The sequence below is a fragment of the Bradyrhizobium sp. 155 genome, from assembly GCF_023101105.1.
Classification (GTDB): Bacteria; Pseudomonadota; Alphaproteobacteria; order Rhizobiales; family Xanthobacteraceae; genus Bradyrhizobium; species Bradyrhizobium canariense_D.
The window spans coordinates 202,276-215,628 of sequence record NZ_CP064706.1; the positions used below are offsets into that span (position 1 = coordinate 202,276).

The 13,353-nt window shown below is 58.6% G+C and carries 7 protein-coding genes and 6 pseudogenes; 8 read left to right on the forward strand and 5 right to left on the reverse strand.

The genetic code is table 11. The annotated features are described in order from the left end of the window. Positions 1-48: 48 nt before the first annotated feature. Both IVA93_RS40480 and IVA93_RS40485 read left to right on the forward strand, forming a co-directional pair. Positions 49-1,284 (forward strand): argininosuccinate synthase-related protein, encoded by a 1,236-nt coding sequence (locus IVA93_RS40480; RefSeq protein WP_247365299.1) that lies wholly within the window; start codon positions 49-51, stop codon positions 1,282-1,284. 12 nt (positions 1,285-1,296) lie between these two features. Further along, positions 1,297-2,031: a 2OG-Fe dioxygenase family protein gene (locus IVA93_RS40485; protein WP_247790179.1), complete on the forward strand. Its 735-nt coding sequence runs from the start codon at positions 1,297-1,299 to the stop codon at positions 2,029-2,031. Between the two features lie 439 nt (positions 2,032-2,470). Here IVA93_RS40485 and IVA93_RS40490 read toward each other — a convergent pair whose 3' ends face one another. From IVA93_RS40490 to IVA93_RS40500, 3 genes and pseudogenes are all read right to left on the reverse strand, one after another. After that, positions 2,471-2,929, reverse strand: coding sequence for a GNAT family N-acetyltransferase (locus IVA93_RS40490; RefSeq protein ID WP_247790135.1), 459 nt, complete (start codon positions 2,927-2,929; stop codon positions 2,471-2,473). Between the two features lie 335 nt (positions 2,930-3,264). Next, positions 3,265-3,915 (reverse strand): annotated as a pseudogene (locus IVA93_RS41530) (IS30 family transposase); the annotation flags it as partial. 21 nt (positions 3,916-3,936) lie between these two features. Further along, a pseudogene (locus IVA93_RS40500) lies at positions 3,937-4,056 on the reverse strand (integrase core domain-containing protein); the annotation flags it as partial. On the opposite strand from IVA93_RS40500, the pseudogene IVA93_RS41535 reads away from it, so the two are divergent. Then, a pseudogene (locus IVA93_RS41535) lies at positions 4,016-4,392 on the forward strand (helix-turn-helix domain-containing protein); the annotation flags it as partial. The pseudogenes IVA93_RS40500 and IVA93_RS41535 sit on opposite strands and share 41 nt — an antisense overlap. Before the next feature lie 224 nt (positions 4,393-4,616). Here the strand turns inward: IVA93_RS41535 and IVA93_RS40510 are convergent. Beyond that, positions 4,617-5,174: pseudogene (locus tag IVA93_RS40510) on the reverse strand (IS3 family transposase); the annotation flags it as partial. Positions 5,175-6,227: 1,053 nt separating this feature from the next. Here IVA93_RS40510 and IVA93_RS40515 point away from each other — a divergent pair. The 5 genes and pseudogenes from IVA93_RS40515 to IVA93_RS40540 all read left to right on the forward strand — a co-directional run. Beyond that, a complete protein-coding gene (locus IVA93_RS40515; protein WP_247790180.1) occupies positions 6,228-7,631 on the forward strand; it encodes a GGDEF domain-containing protein in 1,404 nt (467 codons plus the stop codon). Between the two features lie 267 nt (positions 7,632-7,898). Further along, a pseudogene (locus IVA93_RS40525) lies at positions 7,899-9,193 on the forward strand (putative bifunctional diguanylate cyclase/phosphodiesterase). 131 nt (positions 9,194-9,324) lie between these two features. Continuing rightward, positions 9,325-10,353: a dipeptide epimerase gene (locus IVA93_RS40530; RefSeq protein WP_247790136.1), complete on the forward strand. Its 1,029-nt coding sequence runs from the start codon at positions 9,325-9,327 to the stop codon at positions 10,351-10,353. Positions 10,354-10,360: 7 nt separating this feature from the next. After that, on the forward strand, positions 10,361-11,377 hold the full coding sequence (locus tag IVA93_RS40535; RefSeq protein WP_247365263.1) for an N-acetyltransferase DgcN family protein: 1,017 nt from the start codon (positions 10,361-10,363) through the stop codon (positions 11,375-11,377). A 281-nt stretch (positions 11,378-11,658) separates the two neighbouring features. Further along, positions 11,659-11,895: pseudogene (locus IVA93_RS40540) on the forward strand (IS256 family transposase); the annotation flags it as partial. Between the two features lie 367 nt (positions 11,896-12,262). On the opposite strand, the gene IVA93_RS40545 reads toward IVA93_RS40540, so the two are convergent. Next, complete coding sequence (locus tag IVA93_RS40545; RefSeq protein ID WP_247790137.1) at positions 12,263-13,294, reverse strand: IS110 family RNA-guided transposase; 1,032 nt, start codon at positions 13,292-13,294, stop codon at positions 12,263-12,265. Between the last annotated feature and the right edge of the window lie 59 nt (positions 13,295-13,353).

Consider the following 13,353-nt stretch of genomic DNA (forward strand, 5'->3'; position numbering starts at 1 on the left):
AAACGACCTGGATGCAAGGAGCCGGGGCCAACTGGAGAGCAGTCACAGATGACCATCAGAAAGATTCGATCTTTCGACGACCTTCTCTCTATTCCAGACAAGAGCGCGCCAGTCGTGACATTGTTTAGCGGCGGCCTAGATAGTTCGTACCTCCTTTCTTTCTTGTACGAGGCTGGTTTCACGAGTGTAACGGCGCTTTGTGTTGACCTGGGCGAGAGTGTCGACGTTGGGGCGCTGGAGAGGACGGCCCGCCGATTTGGGGCGGAATTGCTGGTCGAAGACGGTAAGGTTGAGTTTGCAAATCGATACGTGAAGTTAGCCCTTAAGGCGCACGCGAAATATCTCGACATCTACCCCGTGAGTTCATCTCTCGCGCGCCCGTTGGTCGCGCAACGCGCGGTCTGTGTCGCATTGGAGCGCGATGCGGGCGCTGTGCTGCACACCGCGAACCAGTCTCAAAACAGCCTGCGCCGCTTGAATACGGCGATATCTGCCGAAAACTTTCTTGGGCTTTTCGGCAGCCCTTACGAATACAGCGCCCTGTCGCGCGAAACCAAGGCGAGGGGATTGGCGCGCTACGGTTTGACGGATTACACTCGTCGAAAGCTTAGCGGTGACGCGAACATTTGGTGCCGAGAATTTGAATCGGGCCCATTGGACAACCCCGAAGGCTTTACGCTTCCAGAGGAAGCTTTCACCTGGTCACGGCGCCAGCCTGACCTTGCCCCTTGCTCGGTTTCCCTCGGGATCGAGGAGGGTGAACTCGTCCGGATCGACGGTGGAGCTCTGGCGTTTGTAGATGCGATTGCTCACCTGAATGCGCTGGTCGGCTCCTACGGCTTTGGCCGATTCCTGGGCTTGGAGCACCTGGACGAAGGCGAGAAGGTTCTGGAGGTGCGTGAGGCCCCAGCTGCGTTCATTTTGATGCAGGCGCTTCGGCACCTGGAAACGGCAACTTTGTCTGCGAACTCCATCATTCTGAAGCAAGCGTTGGAGAGAAGTTGGACGCTCGAAGCTGTGGAAGGGCGATGGAAATCCGACGTAAAGGCCGCCGCGGAAGCAGGCATATTGTCGCTCGCTCAACGCGTGACCGGAACCATCCGCTTTGACATCGATCATCAATCGTGCCTGCCAAGCTCAATCCGTGCTGACCAGCCTCTTTACATCACTGATCGTGATGCTTGGGAAATCAAAAAGGCTCGCGAGCGCGGCACGGGTCCGCGGGCCTTTTCTGCGGAATTGCTTCGACGAGACTCAAGGACCTCAAAGTTCTCCCCTCGATGAAAGTTTCACTTGATGTTGACTTCTTTGAATACCGAAAAGATCGGCGCCCCGCTTGTCGATGCGTTGACTAGCGTCGGTTACTGGGTAGAACATGGCGCAAAGAACTTCGAAGGCTGGGATTTCTACGATCCTCGGACATGGCATGATTTCGCGAGGTGTTGGGATGATTTGCTGCTCGACGAGTATATGCGAGACGGCGGAACATATCGCTTTCGGCGCTACAGCCAGCTTTTCTACAGCGCGAACGATGGCGATCTAAGGCTGCTTCCTCACGCTCCGTACGAACAGCCGGCGGTGATCAACCGGCTCAACGGAGGTTTCCAAAGGCACTTCGGGGCAATCGAGGATCGGCTTCTGGAGAACAGGTTTTTGAAAGGGCTGATGCAGTGGATGGGGAATAGCTACAGTGCGGCCTCAGGCCATCGAAACTGGAACATCAAATTGCACCCGTACCGCATTGTCGCGACCCAGGGGCCTGGGCAGCCCAGTCCAGAGGGGTTGCATCGCGACGGCGTTGACTACATCTGCTCGTTAATGGTGCGGAAATGTAACGTGGATGGCGGCGAAACAATTGTAACTGATGTGAACCAAAATGAACTCGTCCGTTTCACGCTGAAGATGCCGGGCGATATCATGGTCGCTGATGACAACATCATCATGCACGGTGTGAGTCCAATCCAAATCATTAACAGGAGAATGTCAGTCGCGTACCGTGACGTGCTGGTCGTCGCGTTCACCAAAGACTGACCCTTAAGGCTGTCGAGGCCAACCATGTGGTGGAGCGCTTGCTCCGGGTAGCGCTCGGCTGTTCTGGAACTTCCGATTCCTCTCTAGCTTTCAGGCGCCATCTCTGTAGCGCGTTCGTTGCGCTCGCAGTGAGAGACGTGGCTCGTCGAACTCATCCTGACGCGGAGTGACCTGCCACTGAAGTGTCAGCCGGCGGCAGTTAGAGTCTCGGATTTGTACGCCAAGTGGCGGGTGTGGAGCAACGGTTGATCGGCGCAGCTGGTTGGGGTGCGTAGCCGTTCGTCCGTTGCGGACGCGCCCTCGGACAAGCAGGCAGGCCCGCCCCTGACCGGCGATCTCGCCGCGCTCAAGGACGCTATCGATTCCGCGCGGAAGGGCAAAACCGAAGACGCGAGCGCGGCGCGGGCAAGCTCCCCGCCAACCTGCAAGCTGAGGGAATTCACTTGGTCAGGTCGAGGCTCATGAACTGGTTGTGCGGGCTTTCCTGATAGTCCGCGAATCGCTCACAGGAAATGAAGCCAGCGCTGCGGTAGAGCGCGACCGCAGGAGCGTGCAGCGGCGCGGTACCAGTCTCTAGGTTGAGCCGCGTATACCCTCGCTTGCGCGCTTCAGCAATGATGTGGTGCAGAATAATGCGTCCGACCCCGGTTCGCCGAGCCGCGGGCGAAGCTCGCATCGACTTCACCTCTCCATGCGTGTCGTCCAGTTGCTTGAGAGCGCCGAATCCAACCAGTTCCTGGCCCTGCCAGGCCGTCCAGAAAGTATTGGCTGGGTCCGATAGGCCGCTCGCGTCCAGTGCTTGCGCGTGCTCGCCCATGACGCTGCGCAGCTCTCTTAAGTGATACGCCAACAAGTTGGTGACGTACGGCGCAGTCGGATCGTCCTGCCTCATTTCCACTTCACGCCCTCCCCATTGTACTCCGCGGAGTAATCGGCACTAAGCAGGAGTTGCGGATATATTCAAGCTTCTGCTTCATTGTGCGAACGAGAATTGGCATTGTGATCGAAAGATCGTACCGTATCGGTCCACGCGCGGATGTCGATCGTGGTCGCCGGTAATGACCAAACTTGACCGAGTACTGAGGAACAAGATGCGCTCCCCACTCCACGATCTTTGGATCCAAGCTGATCTTGCCCCACGTTTTATCGGGTAATGAGTTCGCCCCTGCCGTTGGAGTTGCCTGTTCGGCGGCGGGTGGCAGGCCATGGCCAACTCAGAGGGGGTGGATGGACTCACGTTTGAAGTGCAACGGTTGATTTGAGCTCAGAGAATGCCTCGGCGGGTCTCTTGAGTCCAGGCATTTGCGTGGCGTATCGTTGAGGCGCTTTGTGTACGTCGTGAGATCGGCGGCGGTCAGGAGATTGAGGTCGGTCTTGCGAGGCAGCGAGCGTGGCAAGCGGCCGATTGAGTTTTCCACGCCGCCTTTCTGCCAAGGGCTGTGAGGATCGAAGAAGAACATCTGGACGCCGAGCGTCATGTGGAGCTGGTGGTGTTCGGCGAACCCGTTTCCATTGGCGAAGCTGATAGTCCGACGCAGATGCTGTGGCAGTGCCGAGCTGACGAGCGATGGTCTGGGCCGTGGGAACAGCGTTTCGATCGGCCGGACGACAAACCATGCTGAAACGGCTTTGTCGTTCGTGAAGAACCATCAGCCCTGACCACATCGGGAGAACATCATGAAGCCGGCCTCCCAATGGCCGGCGCCTTGCGACCATCGACCGCGGCAGGCCGCTCGGGATCGAGCGCCGGTGTTTTATCAGGCTCGCGGAGCTGCCGCCCCGTCGCCGGCGCCCTTGTATTTTCTTGTGACGCGGCAGAAGACGGTACCGGTAATCGTTCTGGGCCGTCCGATGATAGATAAAACGATAGATTGACTCATGGCTTGTGATCTCGACGCGCTCTTATCCGAGCTGCGAGTGCGGTCTTGTGAGGTTGTAATCGGCGCGCCAGCATCCAAGCGCAACGGGGGCTTGGGCCAACGACGTGAACGGCGTCTCATTCAAAAGCTCATCCCGCAGGCGATTGCCGGGGGGGTTGAGCAGCGAAGATGCTGCGCTCGAAGCTGGATTGTCACAACCTGTCGGAAGCAGATTGTTCCGAAAGGCGGGCGGCATGCCACCAGCGATGTTTAGATCTTCGGCAAAGGCGCTCTCCGGGCGGTACCTCTCGTTGATTGAGCGCGAGGAGATCGCACTTCTCAAGGTGCAGGGCCATTCCATACAGGAGATTGGACGTCGCCTGGGGCGGGCTGCTTCGACAGTCTCCCGTGAACTGCGGCGCAACGCGGCCACCCGCGGCGGCGGGTTGGACGAAGGTCGCGTGGTCTATCGCCAACGCCTGCCGCGTGGTACGCCAGCCGCCGTTCGTCCGCTCGATAAGACCTTGGGAGAAGATATCCAGGTCGGGCACGCCGGGCCGCCAATCGCTTCGAGCGTTCGGTCCAGTCCCATCCACTGGTCGCCAGGATCGCCATGTCGCGCTTAAGGTCCGCCATGGCGGCGAAGCCATCCGGATAGCTGACCAGCACTTTGAGCCTGGAAGTTCACCGCCCCACCCGTACCTGGCTTCCGCGAACTTACTTCCCCACCTCCTCGTATTTGATGCTGCGCCAGAGCCGTTCGAGAACACGTTGTCCCGCCATGCGCCCTTGCCGTCCATGCTGATCGCGATGCCGTTGTCGGCGAGCACGCCGGTAAAAGCCTGTCCCGTGAACTGCGCGCCCTGATCCGTGTTGAAGATGTCCGGCTTGCCGTGACGAGCCAAGGCGTCCTCCAGCGTCTCGACGCAGAAGGCTGCTTCCATGGTGATCGACAGCCGCCATGACAGAACACGGCGGGTCGCCCAGTCCAGCACCGCCGCGAGATAGACGAAGCCACTCGCCATCGGGATGTAGGTGATGTCCATCGCCCAGACCTGGTTCGGCCGCGTGATCTCCATGCCGCGCAGCAGGTATGGATGGATCTTGTGGCCGGGCTCTGGCCTGGTGGTGCGCGGACGGCGATAGAGCGCCTCTATCCCCATCCGCCGCATCAGCGTCTTCACATGCGGGCGGCCGATCTTGCACGCCCTCGGCAGCCAGCAGGCGTCTCAGCATGCGCGAGCCGGCGAAGGGAAACTCCAGGTGCAGCCGCTCGAGACGCCGCAACCTGTTCAAATTCGCGGAGCCGGCTCTAAAGTTAGTTCGAGGAATCTGTCACGGACAGCAGTTTGAGTTACCATCGTCCTGCTCGCCATTAATTGAAAACTCAAGGAATTGTCCAGAAGCTTGCAGGGAACGAAGGGCAGCTTCGAGGCAGCGTTCCGACTCAACCCGCTCGTGAAACAGGGTGACGCAGTCAGGCTCTAGAATTGCGGTTCTTGATGGTTACGGGAGCCTGCTTGAATGAGCCGAGCGACAATAGATCTGCAAGGTAGTCGTGGGATTTCGTCGGTCTGGGCTGATGGTGACGGTGAAACGAAGGCAAGGCTGGAACGGAACCTACAAGGTTTGGCAGGCGGCTAACGCAGCAAGCTCAGGTATCCTACGGCCTCGGTCGTGCAGTGCGGGGACATTCAGACGAGGGAGATCGCAGATCGCCTACACGAAACTCGCCAATCAAAGCGGGACGCCTTCCGTGTCACTCTTTAGGCGTGTTACCCCAGCAAGGGATCGATTGTTGCGGCGCCGCTACCCGCCGGCGGCAGGCCGAAGGTTGAGTACGGTGAATAGGCAAAGTCCTTTTTTCAGCAGGCTAGTCAGTTCCTCGTCTTCCGATGGGCGTTCTCGAGCGCCTCACAGACGTGACGACCCGCGGCAGCCGCCGGAACAATCTTCCGAACACACACGATACGCTGACCATCAACGCAGCGGGCGGTCTGACGCGGAGAGTCGAATCCATATACACGCGGTACACGACGCTGGTGATCGCGATGGCGCGAGCTCGCCGGTCCTCGTCGACAACGCCGATGTTGTCCGCGCCGCCACCTGGTCGAGTGAAGGCCCGCAGATCCAACGAAAACTGGAGCTCGATGTGTGCGTCTTCACCGGTGCAGCGCTGTCCGTATCGAGTTGAAGGGCCTTCGGACCGCGCGAGCCCTGATTCCTCATCTCGATAGTACAGTAAGGACGAAGGTGCTCTGGGACAGAGTCTCGCTCGGAGCCGCCCAAGGGTCCCTGAGCGACCGCGCAGCTCATGTTGGGAGACGGTGTATGCATATGAACGCTCATCTTCCGGTACACGAACCGACGAACGCGCTCCGGCTGGTCACACAGGCGTATATGAGCCTTCTCCTCATCGCCTTCGCCCTGATGCCAGCCCAGTTCATCGCCTACCTGTATTTCCAGCAGGATCCCACGCTAAAATTCGAGAATCACCTGTTCCACGAATTGGCGATTGCCGTCGCCACCCTCGAAGGGCTGTTCGTCACCTATGTGACGTGGCGTTGCTACCAGTCTTCAGGCGAACCTCTGTTGCGTTGGTTGACGGTGGGTTTTCTGGGCTTCGTGCTGGTCTATTCGCCGCACGGCGCCTTCACCGAGATGGCACACCGCAATATTTGGCTTTTTCTGCTCTATGGGCCAGCGTCGCGTCTCGCAATGTCGATTCTGCTTTTCGTCGGGCTGCTCAGCTACAACCAGCCGTCAGACGAGGTCGAGAGGCGTTCGGTTCCGCGCGCATGGCTGATCTGGATCGGCCTATTCCTGACTATGGACATAGCCGTCGCTCTGATCGCCTACTCCCCCTATGCGGGACACCCCGCGATCCGCTTGTCCATGGAGGGCGGCGCACTGGTGTTCAGCGCGCTGAACGTCACGGCCATGCTTATTCGGCGGCTTCACTCGCCGCTCATGGTTATTTTCGGCATTTCAGTCGCATGGTTTGGGCTATCGTCGCTAGCATTCATTCTGGCGGCGCCCTGGAATCATATGTGGTGGCTCGCCCACGCGATCTTTGCTGGCGGCTTCTTCCTGCTCAGCTATGGCGTTGTCCAGGCGTTCCGAACCACGCAGTCGTTTTCGACGATCTATAGCCAGGAAGAAATGATGGCCCGCCTGGCCGAATCGATGGGAGAGACCAAAAGGGCGCTACAGCAACTGCAACTGAGCAATCAAAGATTAGAACGCCTGGCCGCAACCGATCCACTAACCGGTGCCGGAAATCGGCGCCACTTCATCGAGCATATCAGCGCCGAGATTGCGCGGGCCAAACGAAGCGGTGCTCCATTATCTCTGCTGTCGATCGACCTCGATCATTTCAAGGATATCAATGACTCACGTGGTCACAGTGTCGGCGACGAAGTCCTCCGCGCATTCGTGCGAACGTGTCTGGAGGCGATCCGCCCTTACGACTCTGTCGCGCGCGTGGGCGGTGAAGAATTTATGGTGCTGCTGCCGAGGGCGACGCTCGACACGGCTTGCGCGGTAGCCGAACGCCTTCGATCGACCATCGAACGCACCGCATTCGACGTCGGAGCCCATCCGTCAGTCGGCGTCACCATCAGTGTTGGGGTGTCGGAGTTCGGGGCCGATGGAGACACGCTTGACGAATTCCTGACCGTGGCCGATCATCGGCTCTATCGCGCGAAATCTGGAGGTCGCAATCGTGTGATTGTCGCATAGGGGTTCGTTCAGTCCCGCGCTCCGTCTCAGGTGCTTCGGCGGTGAGGCCGGTTCTCACCCGGGCTGGCGAGTTCGCGCTAGAGGATACGAATGTTAAAAGGCGATCACTACTGGTTTCGTGCAGGAAGCGGTTAATGGCGGCGTTGAGTTCGCGGACCGATCAGCCGCGGCGCGATTGAGGCGGCGTCTGGAGAACTTGGCGAATTTTCCTTCGACGGCATTGAGCCATGTGGATGAGGTGGGCGTGAAGTACGGGGTGAAACGCGGATGGCGATCGATTGGCGTAGTTCGGCCAAACGAGATTTCATTGCTCTCTTTGGGGGCGTCGTTCTTGCGTCGATCTTGGCGTATTTTTCTGAACTTGGCCCTCGTTTGTTTCAGCTGGGACCGGGCTATTCGGATTCGACACTCGATGGCATCGTGTTCATCATAATCGTCGCATTCTTCGTGAGCGTTGCGCTGACACTTTTTACCGTTCGCCGCTATGGAGACCTCGCCCGGGAAACGAAAGCGCGGACTATTGCAGAAATAGAAGCGCGCGATCTGGCGCCACATGATCAATTGACGGGCCTGCCTAACCGTCGCTCGTTTGATGAAAAACTTCATGCGTGCCTTCGCCTCGCCGGGAACACTCGGCGGGTGGCCGTTCTGATGCTTCGCCTTGTTGGCTTCAAGAGGATCAAGGACACGCATGGCCACGCAGCGGGAGAGAAGGCGCTATGCGAATTTGCCGACAGGCTCGGCGACGTCTTGCGCGCGGATGGCGTCCTGGCGAGGATTGGAGGCGACGAATTCAGCTTCGCAGCGCTATCACGGCAGATATTATCGAGCCGCACTACAAGGCGATCGTTTCGCTTAGCAGTAATTGCATCGGCGGGTTCGAAGCCCTGGGCGCGTTGGAAAAACAGGACTTTTGGGCATATTCCGCCCGACGTGTTTATTCCGATTGCAGAAGAAGCGGCCCTGATAAACGCTCTCGGAGATCAGCTTCTTCGCCGTGCCTGTTTCGATGCCAGTACGTGGCCGGAGATGTTTACGCGTGCCTTCAATATTTCGCCCGTTCAGTTGCGTGACCCGCGATTGCGCATCGCATTCTATCGATCCTTAGGCAAACCAGGTTCAGTCCGCGCCGCCTGGAGATTGAAATTACCGAGAGCGCGTTCGTTGAAAAGACCGACGTTGCGAAGACCGTGATTGAAGTACTCCGTCGAGCCGGAGTCCGCGTCGCGCTCGATGATTTCGGAACGGGTTATGCTACGCTTAGCCAGCTGCTTTCGGTTCGTCTCGACAAGATCAAGATAGACCGCAGCTTCGTGTCGCATCTCGACGACAGTATCGAGAGCCAGGTGATTGTTCGTGCAATCGTTGACCTTGCAGAGGGACTTGGCTTGACGACCACGGCCGAGGGCGTCGAAGGCGCTGGCCAGCTGGCCTATCTAGTGGCCAATGGTTGCACAGAAGGGCAAGGTTACCTGTTCAGCGCTGCCGTCCCGGCCGCCGGTATCAACGCGCTGCTTAATCGCCATTCCGGCCGCACGGCCAGTGCTGAAGATGCGGTTTAGGAGCGCAAATACGTGGATTGTAAGTTATGGGTTTTGGAAAATCTCCCGCTCGGTGGACAATAGCCCATAGCTATAACGATACGGGCTCGCTTGTTTTTTTGACGCCTGTCTAGTTTGTCGATGGAGCTTTCATGGAGCACGAACACACTGGTCCCCTCAGAATGCGAGTGGAAACGGAAAAATGGCCGCTGGTTGCGCCCTTTCGTATCACGGGCCAAACGCTGGATGCTGCCGAAGTTCTTGTTGTGGTTCTGGAGAACGATGACTTTGACGGCCGCGGAGAGGCTTCGGGTGTCGATTACAGGAACGAAACGACTGCATCGATGCGCAAGCAACTCGAAGCAGTGCGAGCCAAGGTCGAACGCGGGCTCACCGCCCGATCGTTGCAACAGCTATTGCCGCTTGGTGGTGCGCGCAATGCGCTGGATTGCGCCTTGTGGGATTTCGAAGCGTCGGCCAGCGGGCAGCCGGCCTGGCGTTTGGCCGGGCTGCACAAGCCGCCGCAGCCTCTAGTCACGACATTTACGTGCGGTGCCGATACCCCGGAAAAAATGGCAGCTGCTGCCCGCGCGTATCGCGGGGCTCGGGCTATCAAGATCAAATTGACTGGAGAAGCCAGCGACGGCGATCGCGTTCGCGCGGTTCGCGAGGCGCAGCCGAGCGCGTGGCTTGGTGTAGACGCAAATCAGGGGTTCACACCTCATTCATTGACGCACCTAATGCCGATCATGGTGGAGAGCAAGGTGGAGCTGATTGAACAGCCTTATCCTGTAGGACACGAGGCGCTTCTGGACGGCTTTGATTCGCCGATCGCGATCGCCGCAGATGAAAGCGCTCAATCACTCCGCGACATTCCGGACCTGGTCGGGCGATTCGGTGTGGTCAATATCAAGCTCGACAAGAGTGGCGGGCTCACTGAAAGCTTGGCGATGGCCCGGGCGGCACGCCAGTACGGGCTTGAGGCAATGATCGGAAACATGATCTCCACGTCGCTTGCCATGGCGCCAGCCTTTCTCGTAGGCCAGCTTTGCACTGTTGTGGATCTGGATGGGCCGATATTACTCAAAAGCGATCGGTCCATCAGGGCTCAATATGAGGACGGATATATCACTTGTCCGGAAGCTCTATGGGGTTATTCGCACAAGATTGGCAGGAAGTGAGGGCGACATGAGCACACATCAAATCCAAAAGCCGTATCTGCTAATGATCGGCGACATGGATGAGCCGGGGAATGCAAAAACCGCTTTCGGACTGCGAGACTGGGCGGCCGACGCTTGCTTCGGTCAATTCCGGTTCACCGAGAAGGCGGTAAGTCTTGGCCTGCCCGACATGACTCCGGAGAGAGCAGCGCGGGCAGGGGTTAAGACACTCGTTATCGGAATTGCGGCTCCCGGAGGGCAATTGCCGGAAAGCTGGCACGCTCCTTTGGCAGATGCCCTGAAAGCGGGGCTGGATCTCGCGGCAGGACTGCATCAGCGGCTGAAGGAGATTCCCACACTAGCTGAATGCGCAACAAACACTGGCCGGAAGATCCATGATGTTCGACACTGTGACACTGCCTTTCCTGTTGGAAGCGGTATCCGTCGTCCTGGGAAGCGTCTTCTGACAGTGGGAACCGATTGCGCCCTCGGGAAAAAATACGCAGCTCTGGCAATCGCCAAAGCCATGGTAGGAGATGGCATGAATGCCCGTTTTCGTGCTACTGGTCAGACGGGAATTCTGATTTCAGGGAGCGGTATCGCCGTCGATGCAGTCGTGGCCGATTTTATTTCGGGAGCGGCGGAAGCGCTTTCGCCAGCCAACGACGCCGATCACTGGGACATTATCGAGGGGCAGGGGTCCTTGTTTCACCCTGCATATGCCGGCGTTTCCCTTGGACTCCTCCATGGCTCACAACCTGACGCGCTGGTTCTCTGTCACAATCCGTCCCTCAAGTCACTAGGGGGCTTTCCACATATTCCCATTGTAAAACTCGATGAGGCCATCTCGACTCATCTTTCGGCGGCCCGACTGACAAACCCCGGGGTACGGTTCGTCGGCATATCACTCAACACCTCATCCATGAGCGATGGTGAAGCTCGCCACGCCTTGGCAACGACGAGTGCCATGTTGAAGTTGCCTTGCGTGGATCCTATTCGTACCGGGGTTGATCCTATCGTCAGGCAATTGAAAACACTTCGTTGATCTCATCGGCCGATGGACGTGTCCCGTCGTGGAGGCCGTTGAAAACTTGCGGATGGGAGGCTTTAAGGCTTCCGATCCGGCGATCAAGCTAATCAGTTTCGGTCCCGCCGCATTCCTCCCGGCTGGCTTGCCCCCTTCTCGCCCGATATCCAAAGAGCCATCCCTCCGTACTCCTGAAATGGCGAGCTATCGCCCAAAGTTGGTGACGGCGGGAATCGGAAAGGCGGCATATCGTGCGGGTGCTTGACGCCTCCACTTCTCCACCGAAGGAGCGATATGCCGTGTCCAACGATAACGTCATCCATCTGATTCAGCCAGGAATCTTCGACGATCAACTCACAGAAGTCTTACGCAATGGAGCGCGTGCCCTGCTAGCCCAGGCGGTCGAGGCCGAGGTTGCAGACTTTCTAGGCCAGCATGCCGATTTGAAGACCCGGGACGGCCACCAGCGCGTCGTCCGCCACGGTCACCTGCCGGAGCGCGAGGTGATGACCGGCATCGTGTCAACCGGCGTCCAAATTTGGCTCTGACTCACCTGCCGGAGCGCGAGGTGATGACCGGCATCGTGTCAACCGGCGTCCAAATTTGGCTCTGACTCATATGTGGAACGTATATGGACCCCGCCCGATTGCAACGACCGGCTTGATCAGGATCGACGGCCACAACTGCTGACGTATATCCGGCTTCTTGATGCGGCTGGACAACGTCTCCGCCGCGAGCCTCGATGGTTTTCGCCCGCTTCCACCTCAACGGCCCCGAGACATCGGCGCAAGCCGTGCCGGTCCACACATCAGGTTCGGGAAGCGACGGGGTGACCGTTTCGCCATCTCCTGCCATTTGTTGCAATTGCCGGTGAGACCTCCTTTCCTTGATTGCCGCTTCGCTTCAGGCCGCCTTCACCGAAAGCGCCGGCTCATAAGCCGCGTCGCCTGTGAGCATAGCCCACACGATCCGCGCGTTCTTGTTGGCAAGAGCCACGGCCGCGACATTGGGATGGCGCCGTTGCCGCATCTTGCCGAGCCAGAGGCTTCGCGGATCCTGCTTGCCATTAGCACGGCTTAAAGCGGCGCGAGCTCCGTGAATCATCAGCGTCCGCAGGTATCGATCGCCCCGTTTGCTGATGCCGAACAAGCGGGCCCGCCCTCCACTGGATCGCTGCTTGGGTACCAGACCAAGCCAAGCCGCGAACTGTCGGCCGTTCTTGAAACAGCTTCTATCGCCCACGGCGGCGACCAAGGCTGTTGCTGTCACAGGTCCGACGCCTTCGATTTTGCCGAGCCGCTGGCACTGCTCACTCGTACGGAAGATTTCCCTTATCCGCCGGTCATAGGCTGCAATGCGGGTATCAAGCTCGGACAACTCCTCTTGCAGTTCCCTCATGAGCGCTCGGAGCATCTCGCTGAGGGCGTCATTGATGTTTCCTACGATGACCGCGAGGCCACGCCGCAGCTGCGCGATGTCACGGGCAATGACAATCCCATGCTCGGACAGAAGACCGCGAATCTGATTGACGAGCCTGACTCGATCGGCGACCAGGCGCCGGCGAATGCGGTGGACGGCCTGTACCGCCAGCTGATCGGTTGATTTCGGTGGCACGAAGCGCATGGACGGACGACCGACCGCTTCGCAGATGGCTTCCGCATCGTTCTGGTCGTTTTTGTTCGACTTGACGTATGGTGTCACGAACTGAGGGCTGATTAGTCGGACCTGATGGCCAAGCTCCGTGAGCACGCGAGCCCAATAGTGTGCCCCGTTGGAAGCCTCCATGCCGACCAGGCAGGCCGGTAAATTGGCGAAAAAGCCGGCCACCGCATCGCGACGTAACCTCTTTCGCACAACGACTTTCCCGTGGTTGTCGACGCCGTGAACTTCGAAGACATACTTCGCCAGATCTAGACCTATCCGAACGACCTGCATAACATCCTCCTTCGCTGCAGTTGACGCTCGAGATTCCACCGCGGCAAGGGCGGGGTCCA

Coding starts and splice junctions, on each gene's coding strand:
- IVA93_RS40480 (WP_247365299.1), top strand. CDS start 49: ATGACCATCAGAAAGATTCGATCTTTCGACGACCTTCTCTCTATTCCA.
- IVA93_RS40485 (WP_247790179.1), top strand. CDS start 1,297: ATGTTGACTTCTTTGAATACCGAAAAGATCGGCGCCCCGCTTGTCGAT.
- IVA93_RS40515 (WP_247790180.1), top strand. CDS start 6,228: ATGAACGCTCATCTTCCGGTACACGAACCGACGAACGCGCTCCGGCTG.
- IVA93_RS40530 (WP_247790136.1), top strand. CDS start 9,325: ATGGAGCACGAACACACTGGTCCCCTCAGAATGCGAGTGGAAACGGAA.
- IVA93_RS40535 (WP_247365263.1), top strand. CDS start 10,361: ATGAGCACACATCAAATCCAAAAGCCGTATCTGCTAATGATCGGCGAC.
- IVA93_RS40545 (WP_247790137.1), bottom strand. CDS start 13,294: ATGCAGGTCGTTCGGATAGGTCTAGATCTGGCGAAGTATGTCTTCGAA.